The 26796-nt window shown below is 61.7% G+C and carries 40 protein-coding genes; 2 read left to right on the forward strand and 38 right to left on the reverse strand.

Annotated elements, in window-relative coordinates; genetic code table 11:
* Positions 1-7 precede the first annotated feature (7 nt).
* The 20 genes from QA639_RS21010 to QA639_RS21105 form a co-directional block, all read right to left on the reverse strand.
* Positions 8-319 carry a hypothetical protein gene (locus QA639_RS21010; protein ID WP_283087227.1) on the reverse strand — a complete coding sequence of 104 codons (312 nt, stop codon included), beginning with the start codon at positions 317-319 and terminating at the stop codon, positions 8-10.
* A gap of 198 nt (positions 320-517) precedes the next feature.
* On the reverse strand, positions 518-964 hold the full coding sequence (locus QA639_RS21015) for a hypothetical protein (RefSeq protein ID WP_283087228.1): 447 nt from the start codon (positions 962-964) through the stop codon (positions 518-520).
* Positions 965-1052: 88 nt separating this feature from the next.
* Positions 1053-1235 (reverse strand): hypothetical protein, encoded by a 183-nt coding sequence (locus QA639_RS21020; RefSeq protein ID WP_283087229.1) that lies wholly within the window; start codon positions 1233-1235, stop codon positions 1053-1055.
* A gap of 50 nt (positions 1236-1285) precedes the next feature.
* Positions 1286-1726 carry a hypothetical protein gene (locus QA639_RS21025; RefSeq protein WP_283087230.1) on the reverse strand — a complete coding sequence of 147 codons (441 nt, stop codon included), beginning with the start codon at positions 1724-1726 and terminating at the stop codon, positions 1286-1288.
* Positions 1723-2010, reverse strand: a complete 288-nt coding sequence (locus QA639_RS21030) for a hypothetical protein (protein ID WP_283087231.1) — start codon at positions 2008-2010, stop codon at positions 1723-1725. Before QA639_RS21030 ends, QA639_RS21025 begins: the two co-directional genes overlap by 4 nt.
* A gap of 28 nt (positions 2011-2038) precedes the next feature.
* Positions 2039-2317 (reverse strand): hypothetical protein, encoded by a 279-nt coding sequence (locus tag QA639_RS21035; RefSeq protein ID WP_283087232.1) that lies wholly within the window; start codon positions 2315-2317, stop codon positions 2039-2041.
* A gap of 135 nt (positions 2318-2452) precedes the next feature.
* On the reverse strand, positions 2453-2860 hold the full coding sequence (locus QA639_RS21040) for a hypothetical protein (protein WP_283087233.1): 408 nt from the start codon (positions 2858-2860) through the stop codon (positions 2453-2455).
* A complete protein-coding gene (locus QA639_RS21045; protein WP_283087234.1) occupies positions 2860-3357 on the reverse strand; it encodes a hypothetical protein in 498 nt (165 codons plus the stop codon). Before QA639_RS21045 ends, QA639_RS21040 begins: the two co-directional genes overlap by 1 nt.
* A 23-nt stretch (positions 3358-3380) precedes the next feature.
* Complete coding sequence (locus tag QA639_RS21050; protein ID WP_283087235.1) at positions 3381-3641, reverse strand: hypothetical protein; 261 nt, start codon at positions 3639-3641, stop codon at positions 3381-3383.
* Entirely contained in the window at positions 3631-4326 is a 696-nt protein-coding gene (locus tag QA639_RS21055; protein ID WP_283090608.1) for a hypothetical protein, read from the reverse strand. The genes QA639_RS21050 and QA639_RS21055 overlap by 11 nt, the downstream gene beginning before the upstream one ends.
* 46 nt (positions 4327-4372) lie before the next feature.
* On the reverse strand, positions 4373-5329 hold the full coding sequence (locus tag QA639_RS21060; protein WP_283087236.1) for a YqaJ viral recombinase family protein: 957 nt from the start codon (positions 5327-5329) through the stop codon (positions 4373-4375).
* Between the two features lie 13 nt (positions 5330-5342).
* The gene (dnaQ, locus tag QA639_RS21065) at positions 5343-6020 is read right to left on the reverse strand and encodes a DNA polymerase III subunit epsilon (protein WP_283087237.1); all 678 of its coding nucleotides are present in this window, start codon (positions 6018-6020) and stop codon (positions 5343-5345) included.
* Entirely contained in the window at positions 6017-6256 is a 240-nt protein-coding gene (locus QA639_RS21070; RefSeq protein ID WP_283087238.1) for a hypothetical protein, read from the reverse strand. Before QA639_RS21070 ends, dnaQ begins: the two co-directional genes overlap by 4 nt.
* Positions 6246-7193, reverse strand: coding sequence for a radical SAM protein (locus tag QA639_RS21075; protein ID WP_283087239.1), 948 nt, complete (start codon positions 7191-7193; stop codon positions 6246-6248). Before QA639_RS21075 ends, QA639_RS21070 begins: the two co-directional genes overlap by 11 nt.
* A complete protein-coding gene (locus QA639_RS21080) occupies positions 7190-7777 on the reverse strand; it encodes a hypothetical protein (RefSeq protein WP_283087240.1) in 588 nt (195 codons plus the stop codon). Before QA639_RS21080 ends, QA639_RS21075 begins: the two co-directional genes overlap by 4 nt.
* Positions 7755-8105 carry a hypothetical protein gene (locus tag QA639_RS21085; protein ID WP_283087241.1) on the reverse strand — a complete coding sequence of 117 codons (351 nt, stop codon included), beginning with the start codon at positions 8103-8105 and terminating at the stop codon, positions 7755-7757. The genes QA639_RS21080 and QA639_RS21085 overlap by 23 nt, the downstream gene beginning before the upstream one ends.
* Positions 8105-8500: a hypothetical protein gene (locus QA639_RS21090; RefSeq protein ID WP_283087242.1), complete on the reverse strand. Its 396-nt coding sequence runs from the start codon at positions 8498-8500 to the stop codon at positions 8105-8107. The genes QA639_RS21085 and QA639_RS21090 overlap by 1 nt, the downstream gene beginning before the upstream one ends.
* A 117-nt stretch (positions 8501-8617) precedes the next feature.
* On the reverse strand, positions 8618-9220 hold the full coding sequence (gene ssb, locus QA639_RS21095; protein ID WP_283087243.1) for a single-stranded DNA-binding protein: 603 nt from the start codon (positions 9218-9220) through the stop codon (positions 8618-8620).
* Positions 9221-9281: 61 nt separating this feature from the next.
* Positions 9282-10850, reverse strand: coding sequence for an AAA family ATPase (locus tag QA639_RS21100; RefSeq protein WP_283087244.1), 1569 nt, complete (start codon positions 10848-10850; stop codon positions 9282-9284).
* A gap of 204 nt (positions 10851-11054) precedes the next feature.
* Positions 11055-11852 carry a helix-turn-helix domain-containing protein gene (locus QA639_RS21105; RefSeq protein ID WP_283087245.1) on the reverse strand — a complete coding sequence of 266 codons (798 nt, stop codon included), beginning with the start codon at positions 11850-11852 and terminating at the stop codon, positions 11055-11057.
* A gap of 83 nt (positions 11853-11935) precedes the next feature.
* On the opposite strand from QA639_RS21105, the gene QA639_RS21110 reads away from it, so the two are divergent.
* Together QA639_RS21110 and QA639_RS21115 are read left to right on the forward strand one after the other, a co-directional pair.
* Positions 11936-12577 (forward strand): RuvC family protein, encoded by a 642-nt coding sequence (locus QA639_RS21110; protein WP_283087246.1) that lies wholly within the window; start codon positions 11936-11938, stop codon positions 12575-12577.
* Between the two features lie 271 nt (positions 12578-12848).
* Positions 12849-13541: a hypothetical protein gene (locus QA639_RS21115; RefSeq protein ID WP_283087247.1), complete on the forward strand. Its 693-nt coding sequence runs from the start codon at positions 12849-12851 to the stop codon at positions 13539-13541.
* A gap of 10 nt (positions 13542-13551) precedes the next feature.
* Here the strand turns inward: QA639_RS21115 and QA639_RS21120 are convergent, their stop codons facing one another.
* The 18 genes from QA639_RS21120 to QA639_RS21205 all read right to left on the reverse strand — a co-directional run bounded on the left by QA639_RS21120 (position 13552) and on the right by QA639_RS21205 (position 26259).
* On the reverse strand, positions 13552-13833 hold the full coding sequence (locus QA639_RS21120; RefSeq protein WP_283087248.1) for a hypothetical protein: 282 nt from the start codon (positions 13831-13833) through the stop codon (positions 13552-13554).
* A gap of 88 nt (positions 13834-13921) precedes the next feature.
* The gene (locus QA639_RS21125) at positions 13922-14146 is read right to left on the reverse strand and encodes a hypothetical protein (RefSeq protein WP_283087249.1); all 225 of its coding nucleotides are present in this window, start codon (positions 14144-14146) and stop codon (positions 13922-13924) included.
* 195 nt (positions 14147-14341) lie between these two features.
* Positions 14342-14536 carry a hypothetical protein gene (locus QA639_RS21130; protein WP_283087250.1) on the reverse strand — a complete coding sequence of 65 codons (195 nt, stop codon included), beginning with the start codon at positions 14534-14536 and terminating at the stop codon, positions 14342-14344.
* 10 nt (positions 14537-14546) lie between these two features.
* Complete coding sequence (locus QA639_RS21135) at positions 14547-14816, reverse strand: hypothetical protein (RefSeq protein ID WP_283087251.1); 270 nt, start codon at positions 14814-14816, stop codon at positions 14547-14549.
* Positions 14809-15216 (reverse strand): hypothetical protein, encoded by a 408-nt coding sequence (locus QA639_RS21140; RefSeq protein ID WP_283087252.1) that lies wholly within the window; start codon positions 15214-15216, stop codon positions 14809-14811. Before QA639_RS21140 ends, QA639_RS21135 begins: the two co-directional genes overlap by 8 nt.
* A gap of 241 nt (positions 15217-15457) precedes the next feature.
* Positions 15458-15652: a hypothetical protein gene (locus QA639_RS21145; protein ID WP_283087253.1), complete on the reverse strand. Its 195-nt coding sequence runs from the start codon at positions 15650-15652 to the stop codon at positions 15458-15460.
* Complete coding sequence (locus tag QA639_RS21150; RefSeq protein ID WP_283087254.1) at positions 15649-15810, reverse strand: hypothetical protein; 162 nt, start codon at positions 15808-15810, stop codon at positions 15649-15651. Before QA639_RS21150 ends, QA639_RS21145 begins: the two co-directional genes overlap by 4 nt.
* On the reverse strand, positions 15810-16568 hold the full coding sequence (locus QA639_RS21155) for a hypothetical protein (RefSeq protein ID WP_283087255.1): 759 nt from the start codon (positions 16566-16568) through the stop codon (positions 15810-15812). Before QA639_RS21155 ends, QA639_RS21150 begins: the two co-directional genes overlap by 1 nt.
* Before the next feature lie 17 nt (positions 16569-16585).
* Positions 16586-16945, reverse strand: a complete 360-nt coding sequence (locus QA639_RS21160) for a hypothetical protein (protein WP_283087256.1) — start codon at positions 16943-16945, stop codon at positions 16586-16588.
* The gene (locus tag QA639_RS21165) at positions 16945-18060 is read right to left on the reverse strand and encodes an ATP-dependent DNA ligase (protein ID WP_283087257.1); all 1116 of its coding nucleotides are present in this window, start codon (positions 18058-18060) and stop codon (positions 16945-16947) included. Before QA639_RS21165 ends, QA639_RS21160 begins: the two co-directional genes overlap by 1 nt.
* A gap of 36 nt (positions 18061-18096) precedes the next feature.
* Complete coding sequence (locus tag QA639_RS21170; RefSeq protein WP_283087258.1) at positions 18097-19677, reverse strand: UvrD-helicase domain-containing protein; 1581 nt, start codon at positions 19675-19677, stop codon at positions 18097-18099.
* 70 nt (positions 19678-19747) lie between these two features.
* Positions 19748-20119 carry a hypothetical protein gene (locus QA639_RS21175; protein ID WP_283087259.1) on the reverse strand — a complete coding sequence of 124 codons (372 nt, stop codon included), beginning with the start codon at positions 20117-20119 and terminating at the stop codon, positions 19748-19750.
* A gap of 2 nt (positions 20120-20121) precedes the next feature.
* Positions 20122-20421 (reverse strand): DUF7717 family protein, encoded by a 300-nt coding sequence (locus QA639_RS21180; RefSeq protein WP_283087260.1) that lies wholly within the window; start codon positions 20419-20421, stop codon positions 20122-20124.
* A gap of 183 nt (positions 20422-20604) precedes the next feature.
* Positions 20605-20811, reverse strand: a complete 207-nt coding sequence (locus QA639_RS21185) for a hypothetical protein (RefSeq protein ID WP_283087261.1) — start codon at positions 20809-20811, stop codon at positions 20605-20607.
* Positions 20804-21289 (reverse strand): hypothetical protein, encoded by a 486-nt coding sequence (locus QA639_RS21190; protein ID WP_283087262.1) that lies wholly within the window; start codon positions 21287-21289, stop codon positions 20804-20806. Before QA639_RS21190 ends, QA639_RS21185 begins: the two co-directional genes overlap by 8 nt.
* A 14-nt stretch (positions 21290-21303) precedes the next feature.
* On the reverse strand, positions 21304-23529 hold the full coding sequence (locus QA639_RS21195) for a hypothetical protein (protein ID WP_283087263.1): 2226 nt from the start codon (positions 23527-23529) through the stop codon (positions 21304-21306).
* Positions 23530-23563: 34 nt separating this feature from the next.
* A complete protein-coding gene (locus QA639_RS21200) occupies positions 23564-24577 on the reverse strand; it encodes a hypothetical protein (RefSeq protein ID WP_283087264.1) in 1014 nt (337 codons plus the stop codon).
* 17 nt (positions 24578-24594) lie between these two features.
* Positions 24595-26259, reverse strand: coding sequence for a hypothetical protein (locus QA639_RS21205; protein WP_283087265.1), 1665 nt, complete (start codon positions 26257-26259; stop codon positions 24595-24597).
* Between the last annotated feature and the right edge of the window lie 537 nt (positions 26260-26796).

A 26796-nucleotide genomic window follows, 5' to 3' on the forward strand; every position in this document is an offset into this window, starting at 1 on the left:
TTGCCGGTCAGCGGTAGGACTTGGAGCGATCGATGCAGGTCTGGCGCTTGATCGGGACGAACTTCACAGGCAGCGCGCTCAGCGCTTCGAACTTCGACTTGATGGTGTCGGCGTGGTCCGGGTTCTTCGGGTCGAGGATCGAGAGTTCGCCGACCAGGCTGTCGATCGCGGCGCGCTCGTGCGGGCGCAGACAGCGCCTGGCATGCACGGCGTTGCCGGCGGGGGCGTAGGTGAACTTCTGCTTGGGCGCGGGCTTCGGTCTGGCCAGGAAGGCGAAGGCCTTCATGAGGCCGCCCAGGATGTCGGTAGCTGCTTCCACTGTGTGCTCCTTTTGCATTCAAACAAACGTCAAGGCAGAGAACGAATGCGGCGTCGGATCTGCTGTCGGGTGAAATTGGAAACGTACGGAGTGCGCGGCGATGATGCGAACGGCACCTGGGCCCACGAGGTTCTGACTCGGAAGTGGACCACGTAATGTCTTCTGTTCTGATCGAGGTAGAACTCGTCTATCTCGCCATCATCCTTCAGCTGCTGCGCCTCCTTCTTGATCTCTCGAACGTGTGCCTTCATGCTTTCCCCTCTTAGGGAATGACCTCTTCGGCCACGCCCGCTTTGGCCGCTTCTCGCGAGGCATCTCCACGTCGGGATCAACCTTCGCCAGCATGCGGCGTCTGAACTCTTCGGTGTCCTTGGCAATGCGCTTTGTTCGCGCGATCTCGGTCACGTCGGCTCCGCGCTTCGAGGCCTTGGACCCGAAGGTCTTGGCCGCGTGACAATCGACGTGCTTGGCGAAGATGTGCCCCTCGTCGTTGGACGGGGGTACGGTGTCTTTCGCCTCTGGATCCCAGCAGCGCAGCTGCACTGCCGGGATATGATCGAACTCGGTGTCGTCGAGCTTGCCCAGGCGCTCACCGCAGGACGAGCATTTGCTGTCCTGCCGGATCACCACCTTGAGCTTCACCATGACTGGGATCGCCTTTCTGAAACCAGGTGGCGGTGCGAGGGGAAGGGTAGCGTCCATTTGCGTTTCCTATTTGCATTCAAGCAAACAGTCAAGCAGTCAGACGCTTTATTTTCCGCTCGTAGTAGGCCAGCCCGGTGTCGGTGATCTGCCCGTCAGCTGCGGCGAAACCCTTGCGAATGAGCGCTCTCAGGCTGATCAGCTCACGCTTCGTGGCGGCAACGGCGCCGATCGTCCAGCCGGCAGTCTTCTGCCAATGCTTCTGAGCGGGCACCCACTGCTCCATGAACCTGAACTGTGCCTTCGACAGCCGAGGGCGTGGCATCAGTCCAGCTCCGAGTCGACATAGAAGCGCCAGTCCATCCCTTCGCGATGCCACTCTCCGGCACAGACAGGGATCGACTTGCTGGCGGCTGCGAAGTCGAGGTCGTTGTCGTGCTCCTCATCGCCGATCAGCTCGCGCAATTCCGCGGTGGTGATCAGCGTGTCCGTCCAGACCAGCTCGTGCCGGTAGCCGCCTTCCTGGAGGATGACGACCTTGGCGTGGTCAGTCAGATTGCCCTCGGCGACAGAGATGGCATGACGCAGATCGGCCAGCTCGGAGAGCAGGTGAGCGGCGTTGTTCTGACCGCCATCGGGGTGATGGCTCAGGATGCCGAATCTGCCGATCTTGCCCATCGCCTGGAGGACTTCGCCGGTCTCTTCGACGATTCTGATCATCTGGCCGTCGAGGTCGTTGTCGGCGGGGAGAAGTTTCGGGTTCATGCGCTGATCTCGATCTTAAGTTTTTCGTTGAGGATGGCGTCAACCTTCTCTTTGACGTGCGCCTTGACCCGAGCGTTGACCTGGTCCTCGACCATCTTCTCCAGTTTCTTGCGGTTCCAGTGGCCCCAGATCACATGGCTGATCGCCCGGATCACGAAGTTCTCGACCTCGTCCGTGTTGCGGAAGCGCGTGGCTGTGACGCCTGTGACCTCCTGCCTGATCAAGGCTTGGACGCCGTCGCGGCTGAGGCCCAGCTCGTTGAACAGGATGTTGCGGACAGCCATGTGGATCGCGCTGTGGGAGGGGCGCGGGTCAGGCTGTAGTGTCGACTGCGAAGTCATCTCGATCCTCATAGATGGGCTTTACGAGCCCGTTGGCGACGAGCCATGCCAGAATGCGCATGGCCTTGAAGGCCCAGACCCTGCTGCCGTCTTCCTTGACCACGCACAGCTTCCCTCGGGGAAACTTCGGTGGAGGCTTCCAGCCCTTCGGCGTCGTGAGCATGACGCCGGCCTCCTCAGCCGGCATCTTGTTCGTGGTGTAGAAGTTGATGTTGTCGGCGCACTGCCGAGCGAGATCAGCGACTTGCATAGGGCGTCTTCCTGATCTTGCCGGCGGCGATGCGTCTCTCCAGCATCTTGAAAGCGACCTTCAGGGACGGGACGACGCAACAGAAGGCGCCACCCCAGAACCCCGTCTCTCCGCAGATGATCGGGCGGTAAAACTTCATGCCGCGACCGGAGCCATCTTCTGCAGTTCTGCCTTCACCGCGGCGATGATGCGGCCGGACATGTTGTCCGGGTGCCGTGCGTCGGTGACGATGCCGTCGGTCATCTCGACGTCGTCGTCGATCCCGAACACCGTGTGCGGGTTGCTCGCGTGCCACATGCCGTAGAAGTTCCGGATCGACATGCCAGCGAATTTCAGGCAGCCGGCGTGATCGGGCGCATCGGGATCGATCCTGCCGCCCGGCAGGAGCGGGAGCTTCCAGCTCTGCGGATCGAGCCAGCGCCTGACCGCCTCCGCGTCGGCACTGACGCGCTTGACGATGTCGGCGATGATGCCTCCTTCATCCAGGTAGCTGCCAGCCCATTCACGACTGTCGCGGGGCTCGCCTTCTACTACGTTGGCCATTACGCCGCCTCCTGTCCGCTGGGACGCTCGTTGTCGTTCGCCGCGTCCTTGTAATTCGATTGCTGCCGGGCCTCCTTCAGCAGCTCGTCCAGATCGATGCCGGGGATGACGTGCGCCTGGATGGTCTCCAGGGCGGCATCGAAGTAGGCCTTAAACTCTTCCTCGCCCATCGCGTCGAACGCGGTGGAGGAGGGGATCATGATGATCTCGCCCGCCGTGGTCATGACCGGCCGCACCACGCCATTGGCGAGCAGCAGCGTGTCGTGCAGCGAATCCTCGCTGGCGAACAGATCGGTGTTGTTGGTCACGATGCGCAGGATCACCCGGTACAGGCGATGCCTGGGACCGCTCCGGGGCTGAGCGAACTGTGCCCGCACCGGCACGTTTTCCGGGATCGACAGGAACATCTCCACGTCGTACGGAGCGTGCGGGATCAGGTGTCCGTCGACCTTGCGGACGAGGATCCACTTGCTCTTGGACTTGTTGCTCGCGCTCATGCGTTGCTTCTCTTCATGTCACCTCAGATCAGGGAGCCCTGACGGGACCGCTGGCTTGTGGATCTCGGCTTGGGTTGGGGTCTCGGCCTTTCGTCGCGCTGCATCTGTTCGACCTTCACCCGGCAGGCCTCGACGAGCATTTCGATCTGCTCCTCGGTGAGGCCGTAGTCCTCGCGGTGGGCGCGTTCGTCGGCCCACCACTGACGCAGGATGGAAGGCGGGCCCTCTGAGATCGAGATCCCCCAGAGGGCCAGCTCCACGTAGGCCGCAGCCTTATCCGGCATGAGCCGCACGCTTCAGGGCCTGCGACTTGTCGCTGAGCTTGCCCATCACGTACTCCTCGCCGTTCGAAGAGAGCTTCTTCATGTCGGCGATGAAGTCCTTGCTGGCCGCGATATCCATGGCCTGCTTGGTCCGGGTCATCTCGTCGATCTGCTTGACCCAGTGCTGGACGATGGCCTGACCGTCTTCCTTGGAGACGGAAGCCTCGCGGGCCGGCGGCTTGTCGTCGTTGGCCGCGCGCCGGTCGTCCTGGCGATCGTCACGACGGTTGTTCGACCGCTTGTCGTCGTCATGGTCCTGGTTGAAGTCGTCGGCTTCCTCGGACGAGTAGGCGTCGCCATGTAGGTCGGCGAGCTTCAGGATCACGCGATCCTTGGCGCGCTTCTCGGCCATGGCGTAGGGATAGGCCGCCATCTTGCCCTTGACCTTGTAGTTGCCGCCGGGCTTGCCATCGAGCGAGATCAAGGCTTCGCCGATCGACCACTCGGTCTTGCCGTTGGCCTCGCCCATGACGAGGATTACCGCTTCGTCACGCTCGGCACGGAGGATGTCCGGCTTGGTCCACTTGATGCCGATCGCGGCGCCGAGACGCTCGACGTCCTTGTGCTTGACGACGGGCGTGCCCTGGACGTCCCAGATCGAGTCCCGGTCGATGTCGACCTTGTGCTTGTCGAAGACGTCGTAGATCTTGTCGAGTTTCGGATTGCTTCGTGCCACCTGTTCTCTCCTGTGGTTATGCGGCTTCGGCCGCAGTGGCGGGCTTGTCGTTGTTGTTCGCCGCCTTGCGGGAGCGCTTGGGCTTGGCCTCCGGCAGCGGACGACCGGAGTCCTTGTCGGCCTGCTTGACCGCTTCCTTGTCCACCTTGACGAGCATCTTCCCGTCGCTGGAATAGGAGATGGTCACGCCCTTGCCGGACGCGATCTTGGCGTCCTGCGGCATCTTCTTCTTGATGGCCTTCTTCGCCTTCTCGTGCTCGTCGACGGCGGACTTGGTCTCCACCATCTTCTGTGCGAGGTCGCACCACTCGTTGTCCGTGCTCATGTCGGCGACACGAACTTTCTCGAGCAGCGGAACCTCGATGACGGGAACGCCCGGGGTGCGGCCGGTCTGCACGCAGTCCCAGAAGTCCTGCTCGGCCTGGAGCATCTTGGCCTGGTAGAAGATGTCGGCCTCGACCTCCATGACGACGTGCTGAGCAGCGCCAGTGATGATCGACAGGTACGAGAGCGGCAGGTCCATCACCATCATGTTGTGCTGGCACTGCGCGTAGTACTTGTCGAAGGCCTTCTGCTTGTCGAAGCCGAAGGGCATCATGAACTTGAACTCGACCATCGCGATGACGGGAGCATCGATCGCCTTGCGAACGAGTCCGTCGAGGGTCGCGTGAGCCTTGTCCCAGTCCTTGTAGAAGACCTTGTCCTGCTCGTTGGTCACGGCCAGGTTCATCTGGAACTCGAACCAGTCAGCGTTAAGCTGCTCGGTCGTGTTACCCATCTGGACCAGCAGGATCTCGGACATGTCCTCCTGATCCTGCTCGCCGCGCTTCTCACGCCACAGGCGCTCGATAGCGTGCTGGTCGCCGGACATGATGATGCGCGCATCCGATCCGCCGAGGGACGTCATGCGGGCCGCCCGCGCCTCATCGCTCATGCCAAGGTGGCGGGTACGACGTAGAAACTGCAAACTCATCTCAGTTCTCCTTTCAGCGGTATTCCCGCCAGATGGCTTTCTCGCCGAGGGTCTCGACGAAGGCCGCGTGCAGCCGGCGCTCCTCGTCGGTCAGCCTGGACGGCAGAGGGACAGGGCGTTGCGGCGCAGCGGGTAGGTTGTCGATGGTGACTTCTTCATGGTCGCCGAGCAGCGACAGGCCATATTGGCGGCCACCGCGCAGTTCGATGTAGACTTCGCTCAGCAGCTCGGCGTCGAGGAGGGCGCCGTGCAGCTTTCTCTTGCTGGTGTCGATGTTGAAGGCGGAGCACAGAGCATCGAGCGTCGCTCGCTTGCCTGGACGCTTCGTCTTCGCCATCTCCAGCGTGTCGACGATTTCGTTCTGGAGCGGCGGCATATCGAGCCGGTCAAGTTCGTCGTTGATCATCCCGAGATCGAAGGGAGCGTTGTGCGCCACCAGCCGCGCATCACCGATGAAGGTGATGAACTGGTTGACGACCCGCTTGAACGTCGGCTTCGTCTTCAGAAACTCATTGCTGAGTCCATGGACGGCAAACGCTTCCCGGTGAACCGGATGCATCGGGTTGACGTACTTGTGGAACGTCTTCCCGGTCGGCATCCAGTTGTTGATCTCGACGCAGCCGATTTCCACGATGCGATCGAGCTTGCGCTCGATGCCCGTGGTTTCGGTGTCGATGATGATCTCTCTCAAAGCGGTCTCCGGGTGATCGGATCGATGCCGTCGTCGATGAGTTGGGCGAACACCTGGTCGCGCAGGCGGTCTGCGAGCGCCTGCGACGAGTCCATGAGGGCTGAGATCGACAGCTCCACCTGCTCGGGGGAGCCGACGATGAATGACGCCTCCAGCCGGCAGAGACATGCCTCGTGGACACGTCTCGCCGCCTGGAACCTGAGGTAGGCGTCAGTGACCTCCGGGTTACGCGGCATTGGTCGGCGCGTGGACGACTGGCAGGCCACGTCCGATGCTCGGGCGAGCGAGATCGGGGTGGTCCTGCATCCATTTCTGAACGAACCAGAGCTGACCGCAGCCGCCGCCGATCGTGTCCTGGCCGGCAGGATCGAAGACGCGGACGTCATAGCCGCGCTCGACCAGCTTCAGGCTGAAGTCGGAGGCCAGCCCGCGCTGGTGATCGTTGGTGGCCGGCAAGCCTTCGGATCGCTCGCAGACGACGCTGACGGTTGCCTTCCAGATCAACGGGTCGAACAGGGTCGTGAGCCGGTGAGCATCATCCCAGGACGAGTTGCCGTCGTGGGCGCAGTAATTGAAGAACGGGTCGCGTCCGGTAGCGACCGCCCACATGTCGCCCTCAGCGGCGATCTGCCGGAGGTTCAGCTTCTTCCGGAACGGGATCAGCTTCTCCCGCGCCTCGTTGCTGCTCTCATGCACCGAGAATTGCAGGCCGATCGTCGGGATCTCCATGGAGATCTTGCGGATCGGCTCATAGTCGACGGCCGGACCCGACGTGGAGATCAGCAGCGCCGCATTGGGGTACATCCGGTACAGCTCGCGCAGCGCCGGCAGCAGGCCTTTCATGTTCAGGAGCGGTTCGCCCATGGACATGAACATGATCTGCAGGCGCTTCATCTCGGATGCCTGGATGCCGGTCTGCTCGATCGAGTACTCGACCTGGGCGATGATCTCGTTGGTGGTCAGCGACCGCACGAAGGCGTCGCCGGCACCGCAGAAGCGGCAGCCGACCGGGCAGCCCGACTGCGTCGAGCAGCAGATCACGGTGCGGGTGGCGTAGTCCGGATACTTGTAGAGCACGGCTTCCGCGACAGCGGTGCCGTTGTCGAACACGAACTTGGCGACGTTCTGTGCGGCGTCGTCGATCCGCTTAGCGTTATCCCAGGCAGGTCTCACGCGAGATGTTCCTTGAAGCTGATGCCGTCCGCAGGGACGATGCAATGTTCTTTCTTCAGGCCGGTCAGGATGAAGCCGACCGTCCGGGTTCGGATTTCGTAGACAGCCTGCCGATCGCGGGACTTCCGGGTCGGGCAGTAGAGTTTGTGGACCAGCTCCTCGTCGCCGCCGCGGGCGAGGGCGACGGCCGCCTTGGTGAGGCGCTCGGGCAGGCGAGCCGAGTTGCACCAACGCATCCATTCGAGGATGCCGAGGGCGCGATCGACGTCGTCACGCTGGGGAGCGGTCTTGGTCTTGCCGTCGAAGGGCTTCATTGCGCTGAGGAGTCGAATGCGCTCGATCTCGATCAGCTCGGCGCGGGACATGCCGATCATGTTCCAGCCGCCGGAGCGCTGGCCCGATGTCAGCCAGCGACGTTCCTGGTCAGGCGTCTTGTCGATGACCTCAACGGCCTCGACGAGCAGCTGCCAGATGACATCGCTGTGTCGCGCTTTCTCGCCCTTCAGGGCCCACGCCAGCTCGCCACCATGGACGAGCCAGCTGAGTGCCTGATTGCGAGCCTCAAGCGGGGACGAGCTGGTCATTCGCCACCGCGGCGTTGCCGTACATCTGACGGCGTCGCGTTGCCCGGTATTCGTAGCAGCCGTAGTGGACCCGCTTCTGCGAGAGCAGGATCTGGCCTTCGCGGGCATCCTTGTGGATGCGGTCAGCGATGACGTTGAGCTGCGCGATGTTCATGCGCTCGACGGTGCGCAGAACGTCGGTCTCCGGGATCTCGACCTGGCGGTCGATCTGCAGGTGGCCGGTCCAGTAGACCAGCACGTCGCCGGCAGCTGCCTGCTTCAGCCAGTCGTAATAGTCGGACAGGGCGCCCGGGGAGATGTCGAGAACTGTCGTTTCGGTGTCGGACATCACGCCCCCACCTTGTTCTGGACGAGGGACGTGTACATGCCGACGATGTAGACCATGTTGTCGATGATCCCGCCGAGGTGGTCGACCGTCTCGCGGTTCTCCTCGCGCTCGATTTCCTTCATCTCGTCGTCGCTGAGGACGTCATCGTCGTGGTCATTGTCGAACTCGTCGTCGAACGACGGGTGGTACGGCGGTTCGGCCGCGCCGGAACCGTTATCGAAGTCGTCGTCGCTGTTCATCGCCTGGATAAAGACGATCGCGTCGGGGATGCCGGGCCCATCCTCGAGTCCGAGGCACGGACCACCGGGCGGGCAATTGTAGTCGGCGATCTCGATGCCACCGCGGGCTGCTATCTGGTCGGCGAGGAGCGGGAAGGGGAAGGACAGGTGTCTCATGAAACCTCGGTTTGCATTCAAGCAAATGATAGGGGTGCGAAAAGGGGCGCCCTGGCACGCACAACCAACAGGGCGCCCCTCGATTTTTCCCCGCTCAACGGGGAAGCTCAGATGACCTTAGAAGGGGATGTCATCATCCATGTTGTCGCTGGCGCGCGACGGAGCAGCGCGGCTGTTGCCACCGCGATCCCGATCGTTGCGACCACCGCGATCATCGTCACGGTTGCTGCGGCCCGACGAGCCACGGCTTCCGCCGCGATCATCGTTGCGATCGTCACGGCTCGATGAGCGAGAACCACGATCGTCGCCACGGTCGTTACCGCCGCGGTCATCGCGATCATTGCCGCGGCTGCTGCCGCCGTCACCGTTGCGCTCCCAGATCTTCTGGAAGTCTTCGGTCTGGGCGAATTGCGGCACGACGATCTCGGTCGAGTACTTGTCGTTGCCGCTCTGATCCTGCCACTTGCGGGTCTGCAGCTTGCCCTGCAGATAGACCTGATCGCCCTTCGCGACGTTCTTGTCGATGAACTTGATGGTGTTCTCGTTCCAGACGATGACGTTGTGCCACTCCGTCTTTTCCTTCATCTCGCCGTCGCGCTTGTCCTTCCAGCGCTCCGACGTGGCGACGCTGAGGTTGCACACCTCGGCGCCGTTCTGGGTGCGACGGATCTCGGGATCTTTCCCGAGGCGCCCCATGATGATGACCTTATTGACCGACATCTGCTGTCTCCTTTTCTGCGATTTGCATTATCACGACGTTTGCATTCATGCAAGCGTCAGATCAAAAATCTAGCTTCGTGAAGAGTCCGGTCTTCTCGTTGAAGCCAACGTCGACCGACCCCGTGTTGCCGGCGATGCGCTTGAGACGCACCTTCGGGATGAAGATGGTTCGTTCGTTCGGCGCTTCTTCCGGCCGCATGGCGTGAACCACGATGCCGAGATCGGGCTTGTTCGCCCAGTGTGCCGAGTCCGAAATGTTGTAGAGCCCCGGGACCATCTTGCCCTCCAGCTTGGTTGGGTGCGCCACAACGCAGGTCGCGCAACCGAACCGATTGCCGAACCGCTTCATCTTCTTGATCGCCTTGCCGACATACTCGGTCAGCGACATGGAGTTGGGCCGATTGTGCTCCAGCTCGTTCCACGGGTCGATCATCAGCATCTTCACGCCGTAGCGGAAGACGGCTGCTGCGGCCCTGTCGAGAACGAAGTCCAGATCGACCTCGATGTCGTCGTTATCGTCGTCGTAGTCGATGAAGTAGAAGTAGCGCTCGACGAATGCCTCGGCTCTCTTCCGGTCTTCAGGCGTCCACGCAGCGCGCTCCTTTTCGAGGAACGCGGTCATCAGCTCGTAGGCCAGGAAGGGCTTCACCGACTTTTCGCCCGAGAACATCGCGATCGGCCACTTGTGTCTCATCGCCAGCTTGACGGCGACCTGGTTCATGAAGGTCGACTTGCCGACGTTGGGGATGCCGGTGCAGACGATGAACTGTCCCTGGTAGAACTTCATCTTCTCGTCCAGCTCCTTCGAGATGCCGGCCTCGACCATCTCGGGGATCGCGATCTCCGGATAGTCGGACAGCTTGAAGAGGCCCTTGACGGGCCACTCCTTGGCGTTCTCGATCAGCTCGCGCACCTTCTCCGCGCCGAGGTACTTCTTGACCTCGTTCAGATCCTTGCACGGTCTCAGTTCGCCGGTCTTCTTGTCGGGCACGACCTCGTCGTCCGGGTACTGGACCCAGAAGCACTTGGCGGGGCCGATGCGTCTGACCAGCTCCTTCGCCAGCCGGCGGCCGGGCTCGTCAGCGTCGGTTGCGATGATGTGGTACTTCACCGCCATGATCCGCTGCATGTGGCGGACCATGAACGCGAACTTGTCGTCGTCCTCCGGATCGATGTCCTTGGCATCGTCCGGGATATCGATCAGGTTGCCGTTCTTGTCGCGGGCAGGGGGCGCACCGTCAGGCACGGAGACGATCGTCTCGTAGCCGGACTCCTTGCCGGCCTGGACGTCGAACTCGCCCTCGACCCAGATCAGGGAGTCCGTGCCGGCCTCCAGCCGTGCCATCGTCTCCTCGTTAAGGAGGACGTCAGCGTTGTAGAGCGTCTTGACGGCGCCCTTCTTCTGCATGAACCGGCGCTCGCCATCCTGCGCCCACCGGTACTTGCAGTTCACTTCGATCCCGTGCTCGTAGTAGGGGAAGCACAGGACGTTGCCGCGTTCATCCGGCAGAACGACGAGGTTGCCCTGCGAATCTCGCGAGAGACGCCCGCTGAAGGTCCCCATATCCGCCGCCATCTCGACGCTGAGGCCTCGATCCTCGATTCCCCTGGCGTGCTTCTCGCTTAGCATTCTCGTAGCTGCTCCATGTGCAGTGGTGGCAATTCCAGACGACACCTGAGGCGTCGATCTTGACGCTCAGGCATTTGAGGCGCTTGTGAGCGCCCTTCCGATTGTGTGAACAGTGCGGGCAGATGGCGTACTGTGTGCCCATCTTCAGGGAGCGGACCTTGATGCCGTTCTCCCGAAGCACCTTGGCGACATCGACCCCCGCCATCAGATCGCCATCGCTCGCGGTCCGCGATCCGGCGGCCGGCGATCATCCCACTCGTCCTCCCAGCGCGCCTGGTTGAGGAAGGTGGACGGATTGAGCCACGGCCGATCCTTCGGCTTGCACCGGATGTACTTGCGCAGCCCGCCGATGATCTCCTCGAAGTCCGTCTTGCCGGTGAGGATCTTGTCCTCCCAGATCTCGGCGCACTTCTTGCGGGCCTTCTTGTCCGGATACAGCGCCCAGAACTGATCGAACGAGTCCGCGGGGAAGGTCGAGTTCAGCGCCCGCCGTTTCTCTTTGGGTTCATCTGATCGGTTCAGTGTTGGTTCATCTGATAGGTTAGGCGGCACGTCGTTCCGGTGGTCACCGGCATCGGATTCCGCACCCACCGGCACGTCATTCCGGTCATCACCGGAATCTGGTACCGCTGCCCCAGGCATCTCGTGCCGCGGCACGTCATTCCGGTTGTCGTTTGCTGCAGATCTCCTGGCGTTACCACCGGAACGTGGTGCCGGTGGTGTGATGGTCGAGCCATCACCGGGATCTTGCATGTTGAGGTAGATCAGATCGGTCGTGTCGCGGCGCTTCACACGGCGGATCAGGTTCATGTCTTCCAGATCACCGAGTGCGTTGCGCACGGCGCGCTCGCAGGACTCGATCTCGTCGGCGATCCTTTTCTGCGATGGCCAGCACGCGCCATCGGCGTCGTTGGCCCGGTTCGCGATCGACATCAGCACCGCCTTGCGGAGCATGCTGCCGGTCTTGATCTTTCTCGCCCAGGCTTGTGCGTCGAAGCTCATTCCGTAGTTCCCTTGGATTTGACCCGCTAAGCGGGATCGTGTATTTGCAGGAATGCAAATAGAAATGCAAGCCACGACATTTCGTGTCTGCACAACTCGAGTCACACACAAGAATGGGTTCCATCCTCGTCGCCGGGCTCGACCCGGCCTTCGCCAATTTCGGCATCGCCAGAATGCGTCTCGACCTCGACAGCCTGGAGCTGTCGCTGGAGGCCGTCAGGACGCTCGTGACGCGGCCGGCGGACAAGGCGACCCGGAAGGTGGTCCGGAAGAACAGCGACGACCTGGCCCGCGCCAAGGCCCTCCACGACGGCTTCCACGAGGCTATCGCCGGCTGCAAGGTGGCGTTCGGCGAGATCCCGTCAGGTCAACAGCATGCGCGATCGGCGCTGGGCTTCGGCGTCGCGCTGGGGGTTCTGGCGTCGTGCCCGATCCCGATCATCCAGGTCATGCCGGTCGAGACGAAGCTCGCCAGCGTGGGCGATCCCAAGGCCGAGAAGCCGGCGATCATCGCCTGGGCCGCGGAGCGCTATCCGGACATCGACTGGAAGCGATATCACGAAAACGTGAAGTACCGTGGAAAGCTAACCCGGCGCGCAGGGGATTTGCACGAAGACAATGAGCACGCGGCCGATGCAACCGCCGCCTGCCATGCGGGAATCAAAACGGAACAATTCAAGCAATTGATGGCGCTGTGGAAAGCTGTCGGGCTCGCCGGCAGCTAAGGATCTGTTTACTTTTCCGCCGTTTGCCCTGGGTTCTCGGCCTTTTTTAGGGCCGGGAACAAAAAACCATTTGCAATCGTGCGAAACCACCCTTAGAGGTTCGCGTTAGCATCCGTGCAAACGGAAGGACCGAACGGTGTTTTGCATTCTGAGATTTCAAGATTCGATTTACGGCGCTGAGTGAATCAGAGCTGACTGTCAATTCATTAACGGTTTGCACTGCGAAAGCATGGTATTGGAGGGCCGCCTAGTGTCTGAAGCGGTAGTAGAAATGAAAAGCCCGAAGAAGGCTGTGATCGAGTGGATCGATCACATCCTCGATAGGAAGAAGTGGGACGGAACGCGTCTCGCACGCGAGGCCAAGCTCGCGCCTTCCACCATATTGCGACTACTCAACGATCCTGAACATCCATTTGTCCCGACCCTGAAGACCCTGCAGAAGATCGCCGACGCCTCTGGCTATCCGATCCCCCGCAAGGTCACCGAAGCCCTTGGCGCTCCGAAGATGGAAGCTCCGGAGAGCGGAGAGGACGAGCCGCCGAACGGGGTCGAGCGCCGGAGCCAGCGCCTGAGGATCTTCCAGGTCGAGCTTCGTCATGTGTCATCGCTGCCGGCGTCACTGCAGGCTGCGACGTCGGGTCGGCGGGAAGGGACCTATGTTCCGGCACCGCCTCAGCTTGAGGATGACGAAACTGCGTTCGCGTTCTACATGCCGGACGACAGCTTCGAGCCGTGGCTTAAATCCGGATCGCTGATGTTCGCCACCAAGCGCAGGGATCCTGTGCGGAACGACGTCATCGTGGTGACCGACGCCAACGGTCGCACGAAGGTGCGGCTGCTGCTCGGCATCGACGAGAGCGGCCTGCGCATGCTGAAGCAGTTCGGCAGCGAAGAGGAAGAGCGGGTCGGGTTCGACGATATCAAGGACATCGCGATCCTCGTCGGCTTGATCAAGACGATCTAAGGGCAGGGGCTCAGCCCCCGCCCTCCACATCGAACGTCTTCTCGATCTGTCCGACCAGCCGGGTGATGCGTGGCACCGACACGGTCAGATCGTAGATATCGAGATTCCTTCGAAGATCCGTCAATCGCTTGAGCCAGGCCTCGTCGTTTGCGATCTTCGTCATGTTGGCGATGCTCTCCCACTTTTCCTGGTTGACGGAGAGCGTCGCCTTCTCGATCTCGAAGTCCAGGAAATCAATGAACTCCTTGATCGGGATTGCGACCTCGTCCATCGCCGGTTCGATGATCAGCATCTGCTGACATATCTGCTCCACCATCTCGGGGAGCCGGCGCTGGAATTGAGCGTTGATCGGCTGCGGTCGCACAGCCGGCTCGACAGTCCTAGTTTGCTTTTTGACCATTTGCTGAAGCACCTTTCCTCAAGGCTTTCATGCGAACGTTTGTTTCGATCGCCTTGAGATCCTCTTTGGTCGCCCGCCATGGCTTCAGACCGCGATCGAGCGCAGCCAGAGCCAGGGCGATCGCCTTGGTGGCGCCGCGCAATTCGTATTTGCTTATTGCCTGAGGGGTCAGTCCGAGCCACTCGCCCAGCTTGGCATGGGTCAAGTTCCGCGAGAGCCTCCACGCACGGATTTCCGTGCCTGAGAGGAACTTTTCAGACGCAGCTCGGCTTCCTGTTGGCATGGTGTTTCCCACTACACAAACCAACTGCATTTGCGCAGCGTGGTGTTTTTGGGCACCTGTATCAGGAAACAAATACTAACGCGGCGTTAAATCGGCAAGGTCACTCGCCGATCACAATCATGCCGCATTCGGGATTGGCGCGGCGATAATGCGAGCAGGATGTCCAAGCTTCCACTGCTCTTGAACCACCAGCACGGCAGACGCACGCACTGTCGGTTCGGACACGGCCTTCCACTGCGGCGGTTTTTCGGTGCGAATAAACGCCACGACCACCACAAGCGGTTCAGCCTTCTTTTGATTCCGCTGCTTCATGTCTCCTCTTTTATATGGCCTCCAAGAAATTCTCAATTGGGCCGTCCAGCTCGTCGTAGGCGTTCACGATCGAACGCTCCCTGGTGCTGTCCACCCAGATAACGACCGTTACGACGACTCCCTGGTCGTTGTCGTAACGGTCGATGTTGTCGACGACGCCATCGGCGCCGGGCTGCATCGTATGCTCGATGTCTTCGTGGTCTGCGCCCTTGGTAACTTCGAGGGTCTTGACCTTCTGGCCCCGCGTCAGGCCGCGCCACTGCGCCAGCCGCTCAGCCATAGACGATGTCCCCGAACAGGCAGGCCTGCAGGAAGACGTCGCCCGTCTCGGCGTCGCCGTTCTCCTCGACGATCTCGGCGATGCGCGAGGGGTATTTCGTCGACAGGTAGGCGAAACCCTCGTTGATCTTGGCAGGCGTCAGCAGATGGACCCTGCTGTCCTCCTCGGCGAGAACTTCGATCAGGAAGTCGCTCGACCAGACCTTGGGGTCTGCGTACCAGGGACGCTCGGTCGCCAGCTCGCGGCCCTTCTTCGCGGTGACCTTGTCGATCCAGTAGTTCGAGCCACCTTCGAACGCGGAAATGATCTGGTCGGTGACCTTCTGCGCCGAGACCTCGATCTCGGCCTTGAAGGTGACAGCCACGGCGGGGGCTTTGGCTGCTTCAGCAGTTGTTGTCACGATGCAATCCTTTTGATGTGAGCCATGTCGATTTCCCCGACACGTCGGGGCGTCCTGGCGCGCACCGATGCGAGCCAGTCTTGCTTGGTGGGGATCTCCTTGACCTTGCGGACCGGAGCGCATTGCTCGCAGACCGCAACGTCGGATCTTCTGTGCCAGTGCCTGGTGAGGCCGAAGCAGAAGCAGCAGTTCTCCGCGGGCTCAGGAAACCTGCTGCCGTCATGCACGATCGTGATCGGCATCAGGATTTCACTTCCTCGGCGATCAGCTCGTGGATCTCCGGGTCCTCGCAGTGGTCGCCGCACTGATGGCAGAGCGAGACGAAGTTGTTGTCGCTCGCCTCCGCCATCTTAAGGGCCTCTTCCTTCGAGTTGGCCCAGAACGTGCCGATGTATTTGCTGCCGGTCACGACACCGACGACGCTGAACTGCTTCATGGTTGATCCTGATCTCCGTAGCCGTCCTCGTTGCGATTCAGGTGCCGGTATTCGCCGGCACGCTGTGTCACTCGGTGGTCCAAGCGGTTGGTCCGGATCACGGTCTCGATGTCGTCATCGTCGTAATCCCGGTCGAGAATGTTGATGATGTTGAACATCAGGCAACCTCCAGACTCCGCTTGAAGTTGTTCTTGCCGGCGCCGTGGATGGCGATGGTGATGTCGGCGTTGGCCTTGGTCCGGTTGCCTCCGCACAGCATGCAGGATGCGCACTGCACGGCCTTGCCCATCTCCGCAGATGCCGGGCAGTGGCCCTCGCCAGGAAGTTTCGGATCAGCCTTGCCGCGGACGCGATAGGTGCGGAAGCCGAGTGCTTTGGCGAGCACGCGATCGACCTCGGTGTCGCAGGACGCCATGCAGAAGTCCGCCAGCTCGGGGATCTCTCGCCACATGTGCGTGTAGCCGGTGAGGTCGGCGACCTGGCTCAGCGCCGTCTTCCAGACCTTCACGGGAACAGCTCCCGGATCGCCGTAGGCGCCGACGCGGACGACCTTGCGGGCCAGAAGCTTGCGCGCCTTCGCCAGCGGCACCTCGGGATACTTGCCGCGGCTGTAGGCGTCCCAGACGACGCGCGGGCCACGCATCAGGGTCACGTAGCAGGAGCGGCCGACGTTGGTCAGCAAGCCCGTCTTATGGTCCCTGACGACCTTGCCGCGATGAGGGCAGGTGCCGCAGATCGAGATGTCGTCGCCGGTCTGCACGGCCTTCATCGGATTGATGCCGTCGCGCAGGATGTAGATCTGAACCATCGGTCCAGTCTTCGAATTTGAGCCACCGTCCTCGAGTCCGGTGGCGATGCAAATAATCTGCTGGCCGTCGATCACGGACGGGCCGCGGTAAAGAACGATACCGTTCACGGGTCTCTCCTTTGCATTCATGCAATCAACAATTCACGGGGTTTCGTCAGCGCTAGTTCGCGCTCTGCGTTCGCCAGCTGCCGACTGAGGATCTGGATTTGCTTGTTCTTGCGGGCTTTGAAGTCGCGGATGGCGAGCGCCTCGGTCTCCGCGTACTTCTTCTTGAATGCGGTCAGGAGAACGAACTCGCCTGTCCACAGCCACGCGCCCTTCGGCGTGCGGCGTTTGACTTCCCACCACCACATCTCAAGACGGGGATCGGTGACGCCGTACTCCTCGCGATCGGCATCGACCACGTAGGAGTAGCGCTTGGCTTCGCATCGCCAGAGGACATCCTCGCCCTCTGGCGGCTGGCCGCGCGGATAGTGCAGCCTCATCAGTCGACTCGGCCGTCCTGGTGGAAGTCGACGACGACCGGGAAGCGCAGCATTCCGTCCGGCGTGAAGCCGAAGTGCCGAACCGTTCCGACCTTCGGCGTCTTGCCGGCGCGACACTTCTCCAGCAGCTCGGCCGCGAACTCCTTCGAACCGCGCATGTTGGAGCCGCACTCCTGGCCGTCCGGCATCTGCAGGAAGACGCGCTTGGCGACACCTGACCAGTTGCCTTCACCTTCCTCGATGCGGAGGATCGGAAACTCCTCGGTCACGAAGCGCTTCCGCTTCATGAGCCCCCAGGGCCGGCTATCGTAGGCATATGGCTCGTTGAAGCGAACCATCTGACCTTCGTAGCCCAGCTCGATCGCCTCGACCTCGGCCGCGTCCAGCTCATCCAGGTTGCTGACCTTGGTGGTCGGCACGTAGATCAGCTGCGGATTACCGAGCTTGGTGAGCAACTCCTTCAGCTTCTCCGTGCGCTCGGCGAACGGCGCCGGGCTGGGGAGGTCGTAGATGTGATACTGGATGACCTCGGCAGCGCGAGCGGCCTGCGCCGGAGTGGCCTTCTGCTTGCGGATGATCGACCCGAGCCCGTTGAAGTCCTCCTTGTAGAGGTGGTTGTACAGCTCGCCGTCGAACTCGATGCCGTCGTGGGCGGCGAACAGTTCCTCCAGACCGGCCATCAGGTGACCGCAGTTGAAGTGCGGCTGATACTCGCGGGAGGTGGCGCCCCACTTCTTGGTCATCATGGCGCGGATGCCATCGAGCTTCGGCTGCGACCAGACGCCATCGGCGTAGGGGACATCCTTCTTGAAGTCGTCCCAGGTCTCGGCCAGCATCGGGCCGTTCGGCACGAACTCGAGTTCCGGGACCGTGCGGCGATACTCGCGCTTCAGCTTCTTGGCTTCCTCGGCCGAGGCTTCGAGAGCGGCCTGCTGCTCTGGCGTCGTGGCGTTGGCCTTGCCGAGGTTCTTCGGCTTTGCCGTCTTCCATTTGCTCTCGACCAGCTTGCCACCGCGGATGCCGGTGATGACGCGGTAGGCCGGGCCGTTGACCTCGACCTGCCAGGTGCGGATCTTGCCGTCCGAGCCGCGCTTGAAAATCTCTTGGGTGATCATGTTGCAACCTAGATGAATGGGGAGTGGTGGCGGCCCTTAGGCCGCCTTTGTCGCTACGGATTGCTTGTTGTCGTTGGCCGGCGGCACCTTCACCTTCGGCAACGGCGGGTAGAGATCGATCAGCTCTTCCATGGCGCGGGTGGCGGCCACGTACTGCAGATTGATCTCCTGCTCCTTCTCCCAGGGCATGCTGGCGTACTTCGACGGGCAGGTGTTCAGCCGATCGAGCCAGTAGACGCGCTTCCATTCCCGGCCTTTCGACCGGTGGATGGTGCAGAGGGTGAGGATGCCCTTCACGTCGTCGGCGAAGATGTTGTCGATGTAGGCGGTGACCGCGGCGATCGAGTCCTGCTTGTCGTCACGGCAGGCGTCCATGACGACCTTCAGCGTCTCGACCTTGTCCTCGGCCTCCTGGACCTTCGACATCTTCTTCTTCGGCAGCCAGCGCTCCTTCTCCTTCTCCAGCCAGTCCTCCAGCTTGTCCTCCAGCTCCGGGATGTTGCTGATCGACTTCCACCGGGTGGCCAGCTTCTTGAGCGAGTTGCCGATGTCCCGGCCTTCGATGCGGCACGGGATCTTCTCGCGGATCAGGGCGAATGCTGCCGTCACGAGCGGCCGGGTGTTGCGGCAGATGATCGCCGCGTCGCCGTTCAGACGCTCGCGGACGCCGATCATCTTCTCGAACGTCTCCGAGCTGATCTTGCCTTCGGGCGCCGAGGGGTGAGCCTCGATGTGGTTCACCCAGGTCTTGGCGAAATTCACCACGTTCTTGGGGCAGCGGTAGGTGACCGTCAGCGGCATCACCTTGGCGCCGAACTCCTGCTGGATGATGTCCAGGCTGTCGTTGTCAGCGCCCGTGAAGCCGAAGATGGCCTGGTGGGGGTCGCCGACGGCGATGACGCGGCCGGTGCCAGGCTTCATCAGCGCCCTGACCAGCAGCCGGCGCACCGTGTTGGTGTCCTGCGCCTCATCGATCCAGACGTTGTCGAACTGCCAGAACCTGATCTTGTAGAGCAGGGGCAGGTAGATCATGTCGTTGAAGTCGATGATCTCCGGGTTCTTGTTCGACTCCTTGAGCAGCAGGATCGCCAGGTCGATGATGTCCTGCGCCTTCTTCTGCAGCGGCTCTTCGTCGAACAGGTCGAAGTGCTCTGCGATATCCTCCCAGATCGAGATATCGTCGATGTGGCCCTGGCCCTCGATCCCGAGGCCGCTCTGCTTGGCGAGGCCGACAAGCTGGCAGGCGACCGAGACGTGGGGAACGAGCGACGGCTCGATCTTGGCGTTGTCCACCCATTCGGCACTGATGCGGCCGACCTTCTCGTCGTCGATGCGCACCTTCGGAAATGTCTTGCGGTAGTTGCGCAGGGCGATGGCGTGACAGGTCGAAGACTCCGCCTTCTTCCAGTCGATGCCGAGCTGCTCCAGCTTGCCCTTCATCTCCTTGGAGATCTTGGCGCCGAAGGACAGGATGATGCTGCTGCCGCGCATGTTGCCGACCGTGCGGACGATGGTCGTGGACTTGCCGGCGCCGGCCACTGCGATCACGATGATTGAGCCGGTGCCGTTCCAGGCTTCTTGCTGGACAGCCGCCTGTTGCGGGGAGGGGACGTACATGGATCACCTTTCGGAATGGGTGGTTAGGGGTATCAGTTCATTTGCATTCAAGCAAATGGAAATGCAAACTTCAGGCGGCTTTTTTCCCGGCATCGATCTCCGCGATGCGCAGCTCGGCCAGCCCGGCGACAACGCGCTTTGCGTCGGCCTCGTTGTAGACCTTGCAGATGTATCGCTTGCCGTCGAAGATCAGCCAGCCTGCGCCGTGGAAGTTGGGCATCATGAAGGTCTGCGGATTCTCCTGCCAGAACGCCCGCTTGATCGCGTCCGTCAGGTGGCGCTGCTGGATGCTGCCGTAGGCGTGCTGGTCGATCAGGTTCTTGGCCTTCAGGCTGTTGAGCGAGTTGACCTCGCCATCGCGTAGCCAGACGAACTCGGTGGCGCCGATCGTCAGCACCTTGGCGATAATCTGCTCCTGCAGCTTGGTCAGGGTCTTAGGCATGATCACCTCAGGTATGCGGGGCCGTACGGACCCATGTGGAGGAGCCCGTTATGGGCATCGAGGATGTTGCCGCGGGCGTGCTTGGCGGGCTTGGACCAACTCGCGGACTTCAGCACGTCACCTGTCGTCTTGCAGACGAAGCAGTGAGCGCTACCTTCACGGACGATCCGCCAGCGCTTCTGCAATTCCTCCAGCCGCCAGACCGGAGCGGGATTGCGCGGGTAGTTGGCCTGGCGGTGCGCTTCGCCGATGCGCTTGCAGCCTTCGAAAAAGGTCTGGATTGCTTGTTTCAAGCCGGGCAAGTTCGTTACTCCTCAATTCCTTCGCGATGTTCCGCAGCTTCTGGCGGATGACTTTCGCGGTGCATTCGATCTTCATGGGTTTGCGGTGCATCCACCCATCCAAGCGCCAAGACTCGCGGCACCCTTTGCAGTGCCACTTGGCTTCCTGGATGAGCGGGTCGACGCGCGGATCACGGGGCATGGCTAACCTCCAACGAGGAAGGCCAACTCGTCGGCAGCTTCCTTGCCGGCGAACTTCTCGTTGAGACGGGCATCGAGAGCATCAATGGCAGCCCATTGCGCGTCCGACAGCCTGCGGTTCGGCTGGTGCGGATCGAGGCGGGCTTCCGTCTGCTTCATGCCGATGGCCCATAGAACGAGTTCGATCTGTTCGTTCGAGAGATCAGGCATCGGCCGCCTCCTTGATGATCTCCTTGATCGAGGTGTTGGCGACGAAGCCGAAATAGTCCTCGTCATTGTCGACGGGCTCGACGTAGACGCGCTTGTCCACGTCGCTGTTGTCGACCTCGCCGACGCTGTAGATGCCGTCAGGGGCATCCTCGTCGCCTTCGACGCGGACCCGATCTCCCGGTGCCACCGCCAACACCTTCGCGGCGTTGGGCTCGGCGCAGGCCTTGTAGAGCCAGGCTTGCGGCAGCTGCTCTCCGTCCAGGTACAGGCCATCCTCGGTGAGGGTGGCTACACCGCCGGAGTGCTCCTCAACCGCGATACGCACGTCGGCCAGCCGGACGATCTCGTCGGAGTCGTCAGAGCCGGAGGTCAACAGTTCCTTGACCTTTTCGTAATGCGTGTGGTCCGCTGCCAGGGTCCATGGACGGCCCCTGGCAATGAACGTGATTGAGGTGTCGGTGATGACACTCGGGATCATTGGATCGCTCCGTTTCAGGCTGCTTCCGCCAGCGGGTCGGCTTCATGCTCGACCGGCTCGGCGTTCTGGTGGTTGTCGTTCAGCGCCAGCTCAGCCCTTGCGATGGCCGCCTGATGCTGCAGGTTTTGCTGCTCGGCATTCAGGAGATCGCAGTAGTGCTTGAGCTGCCGCTGGGTTTGGGCAGCGTCCGTGCGGTTCGAGTACGAGTAGTACGGGTTCGGCTCGATGATCAGCTTGAGCAGCGCGTACTTCGAGCACAGCTCGCGGTATCGCCTTTCCATCGCCGTGATCGGGCACTGCACCTCCGGCTTGTCGACTTCGATCCCGAGCCGGGACAGGGCGGAATGCGCCTTGTCGGTCGGGGTCTCCGCCGTCGAGTTGTTCCTGAGCGCCGTGCCGAGCGCCGTCAGCTCGGTCTTGAACAGAAGCAGATCACCGGGCGCATTGGCGAACGTCGCAGGCGTCATGCCAACGATGCCCCGCAGCGCCGAGTCGAGATCGGAGAACGACTTCTGATGCAGACCGGTGAACGTCGCGACGTCGATCTTGGCTTGCAGATCAGGGATCAGGTCATCCCCGAACAGCGTCCAATTCTCGCCCAGCGCCGCATGGTCATCCTTCTGGATGAGGATCGTGGTGCCGACCTCGACCAGACCCAGCTCGAAGGAAGCAGTGACAACATCCTTCAAAGCGCTGAGCGAGACGTTGCTCTGGTCGGTCGCGACCTTGACGAACTCGCTGCCGCGCCGCCGGCTGTAGAGGCCGTTGTTGACCTGCTGCACGTAGAAGCCGCCCTCGGCCAGGTCGACATCTTCCTGGGACACGACGATGCCGCCACCCTCGGAGACCACCATCACCCTGCGGCGACGAACGGTCTTGCCGCGGGTCCGCTTGGACGCGGGCACCTTGAAGGTGTCCAGCTCGACGACCTCGGGATTGCCGAGAGCTTCGAGCACTTCCTCGCGGAACGCTCGCTTGCATCGGATCCAGAGCACCTTCTGGCCGATCAGCTGCGCCATCTGGAAGCGTGAGTACGAGTAGCTGGGGTTGTGCTCGATGACGATCTTGGCGTCACGGCACCAGCTCATACGCACCGTGGTGTCCTCGAACTTGTCGAAGTGGACCCAGCCGTCCGACAGCATGCCGGTCTTGGCGTTGACCTTCGGCACCGTGGAGGAGAGGGTCTTGCCCCGCCATTTCACGACCTCGCGCAGACGTTCCGTGCGGGTCGCACCGAGTGCGTCGGTGGCCTCTTCGAACAGCTCGACCGCCCCGATCAGATCCTCGGCCGTGTCGACCGACTCCTGACACTTCCGGATGAAGTTCTGCTCGTACTCCTGCACCAGGCGGGACAGTGTTGCCTTGGTGTTGTCGTCGTAGGCCAGTTCTTCGCGGGACAGGGTCACCTTGAGTGAGCCGATCGGCGCATCGAACAGGACGGCGTCGCTGTAGTCGAGGAAGCCCGACGTCTTGATCTGACGCATGTCGAACGGATACATCACGCAGCCCATGCGGACGTGCGGACCATCGAACGGCACGGTCCCGTACTTATAGCGGGTGTAGTTGTCTCCCTCGCTCATGACGACCGGCTCTTTCCAGTCGATCGCCGGGGTGATCTTCGGCCGCGGGGTGAAAGACCAGAGGATGCGGCGAGCCCGATCGTGGAACTCGCGGATGTCCTCGCGGCGAACAGGGAAGGACACTTCGAGGCCGGTCGGTTCATCGGACGGCGCCTCGATCAACAGGCGCATGGTCGGCGCACCACTCTGGGAGAGCGAGAGCACGTAGGTCCGCGCCATGCCGCCGTGATACGACGTCACGGTGTAGGAGCCAGAGCCCGAGTCCGAGATCAGGTAGGCGTACGGACTCTTCGAACCCAGACCCCAGCCGCCGACCTGGTCGTTGCTGCCGCGCTTCGTCGAAGCGTAGAGGCGGGCATAGACGTTCTTCATGTCGTCGGGCGACATGCCGGGACCGAAGTCGCGGAACGAGATCGTCGGCGAGAGCGGGGTCGGCAGCTTGATCTGCGGGATCATGTCTTCCGGGATGTCGTCGCCGTATTTGAGGCGCGACCCGTCCCACATGTTCGTCGTCAGCTCGCGGATCGGGTAGCCGATCTTGTCCTTCGCGAGGCCGGAGATCTGGGCGTAGAACGCCACCGCGTTGGCCTCGAAGGAAATCGCAACTTCATCCTGCACTCCGGAGGCGACGTCGACATGCTCTTGCAATCCGAGTTTCATTGTTCAGTATCCTTGGTTTCGTGATGTCTGGTGATCAGGCGGCGTGGAAGCCTTCGTCGTCGAACAGGTCGAGCAACGTGGACTCACGGCGGGCCCGGCTGTTGGAGAGCCAGATGGCGTCGTCCAGCTCCTGGACGCTGACCTTGATCTCTTCGAGGTACGCGGCGACCTGGCGCGGATATCGGAAGACCAAATCCTCGAGATCGCGCTGACGCATGCGCTGCAGCGTCCGCAGGGTGCGGGAGGTGCTGCCGAAGCCTGACGACGATCCCGACCAGCTGGAGCGCTTCGGAGGTTCAGACTGCACGCCCTTGGGGTCACGCTCGATGACGAACTTCGAGGCATCGATCTTGATCATGTGATCGCGCAGCTGGAACAGATGCTGGACGCACTGGGTCTCGTCCTTTGTGTGCTCGTTCTCGTAACCGACTGAGACGTTAGAGCACTCCGGCACGATGCCCATGTAGATCTTCGTGTCGGTCAGCACGCCGGTCGGATCGTTCTTGAACCGGTCCGGCAGCTGGGCAGCCAGCGAGTCGCCGAACGCATCCGACGCCGTCCGCCCGCGCTGGTGGGTGATGACGGACGTGAAGCCGCGACGGTCGAAGGCGATAGCGGCCTTGATGCCGTCCAGGAACTCCGGCGTCTCATTGGCGATACCGCCGGACCCCTTGCAGCCGACCTCCTCACCGAAGTGGAAGACGTAGAGGCCGGGCACCTTGGCTTCGATCATCTTGATCATGATGAAGTTGCCGGCGGCGTCGTCTGCGCCCAGGCAGTTCGACTTGGACTTCTTGGGCAGATGGATCTTGGTGCCGGTCATCTCGATCTGCTGGAAGCCTTCCTCACGGTGGACACTGTCCGTGTGGGAGGACCAGAGGATCGACGGCTTCTCCTCGCCGACGATGACGAAGCGGTTGCCGAACTTGTCGGCCTGCACGCCGAGCGGCGTGATGAACCGATCGATGTAGGCAAGCTCCGTCTTCGATCCGTAGGGACGACGATGCGAGAGCATCGCCTTGAGCATATCAAGGTCGCTGTTGGACATTTCAGTTCCTGTTGGGATTAGCGATTGGAATCGAGGTCAGGCATGGTGCGGACGAAGGGCCGCATCATCTGTTCTTGGAGTTGCCGGTCGACGAGATCGGCCATGTACCGATTCATCTCCTGCTGCTGGCGCTCACTCAGGTCAGGCCGGTCGGCTGCGGGATCGTCGACGATCATCCATTCCGCGTTCCGGCCGCGGATGCGATGCTGGACGGTGACCGCACGGTCGCCATGGCGAGCCAGGTCGACGCCTACGAAGTCGCTACGGCCTGGCGAGTTCGCGGTCACCATGCCACGGTGCCACGGCTTCGCTTCCACCAGATCCCTGAGGGTGAGCCCATCCGGATAGAGGTCTTTGGCGGTGAACCTCTCCGGATAGAAGGCCTTCATCTTCTCGGCCTCGATCTCCCGGATTTGCTTGGCCGGAAGCTCCTTGCCGTCAGCGTCGAAGCGCCACTCGACAGAGCTATGCATGCGACGGTCGCCCTTCTGAACCATCTCGATCTTGGGGTGGTTCTTCTTGGTGATCGTGCAGTGCTCGCCGTGCTCGGCGAAATAGTCATGACCCCAGGAGATGCCGGGAGTCGCCATCATCACCCGGAACTCATTGGCATAGCGATTGCCAGAGCCAGAGCAGGTGAAGGTGTGCGTCTCCCACGCCTTCTGGGACCATTCCTGGTTGACGCCGTGGACGAACTTGAAGGTGTGTGCCGGCTGTCCGCCACGCATCTTCGGGCAGTACTGGTAGAGCAGGGAGCGGCCAGCGCTGCCGCCGCATGCGATGTACTTCGTGCCCAGCGGCAGGTCCGCCAGCGTGCCCTTGTACGTCTCGAAATAGTCGCCCTTCAGGATGACCATCTCGATGTCGTCGAAGTACGGCATGACGTACTCCCAGCGCCGCTCCGGGTGCTCGATCTTCAGGAGCTTCGCGCCGTCCGGGAAGCGGATGCTGTCGCCGTAGACGTAGGTGTAACCCTCCGCCTGCATCGCAGCGATCATGCGCTGGATGTCGCCGTAGCAGCGGCCGAAGATCTTCTTCTCAGGCCAGCACAGGCAGCGAGACTGGATGCGGCCATCGGCATTCTTGGTGTAGGCCACAGCGAGGTCGCCGGCCCCGTAGGGCTCGGTCGGCCAATGCGGGTCCATCCCCTCGAAGGTGTGCTTGCCGTCCATGCAAGAGCCGGGACCGGTCTTGTAGACGTGGACGATCTCCTCGGGGCTGAAGGCGTAGAAGATCTCGCCGTTCGGGTCGATCGCGGCGATCAGCTTGCGGCGATGATCGTCGGGGATCTTGCCCTCAGCCTCGTAGAACCGGGTGATGTAGCGGCCCGGGTTGAGCGACGTCGTGCGGTCGATCGTGCCGTGCTCGTCGCCCTCGGTGAACGCAATCTTGGAGGAGTCGCGCGGGCAGAGGTGAGCGAAGTGATCCTTGATCGGCTCAAGGTCCCACGCCGCCGGCAGCGCCTTCAATGCGCCGCTCGCGAGCCGCTCCTGCTGACGAGCACGCCAGTCCGGCGCCTGTGCCATGCGGCGAGGCTGCACCTTGTAGCCGCGCTGCTCGGTCAGGGTCTTGGCGAATTTCGCCGCTTCGCTGCCCTTGTCGTAAGGGCCGAAGTCCGGGATCGGCACATCTCGCATGCCACCGTTCCCGTCCGGCTCCAACCGGACCAGGTAGAACGACATTGAAGTCCTCCATTTGCTCTGATTTGCATTCAAGCTATCGTGCAGGCGCACGTATCCCTTGGTGGAGCAGGGGGATCCTTTGAAATAGGAGGATCGCCCGGCTGCCGTTCTCTGCTTCTAATTTGCATTCATGCGCATGAAAGCGCAAGAGTTATTTACTAACAACCGTCGTGCAAAACGGTCTATCTCGTGCGTTATAGAAGCGGATCCTTCGAACAGGACCGAGCTTCTTCAATATGTTGACCATGGTTCCATCTCATTGAAATTGGCGATTGAGGTGGAAGCTGAGGGCTGGTCTGTCCCTGGCATTGTAGTATCGGGTCGTTTGCATTCTCACGGCTCCGTCTCATGGCGTTGGGTTGATGAGAAGAAACCGCGGGAGCGGTCTGTCCCGAGAGTTGAAGAGGCGGAACCGCCTTATGGTCCCGCAGTGATCTAGGGTCAGCATTCTGCTTACTCGTTTCGTTTTGACGCGCTCTCAAGAGTCGTCTGTTGGTCAAGTTCGCTGCCTGTACTGTGATGCTACTCGGTAGAAGT

It is taken from the genome of Bradyrhizobium pachyrhizi (genome assembly GCF_029714545.1).
GTDB classification, from domain to species: Bacteria; Pseudomonadota; Alphaproteobacteria; order Rhizobiales; family Xanthobacteraceae; genus Bradyrhizobium; species Bradyrhizobium pachyrhizi.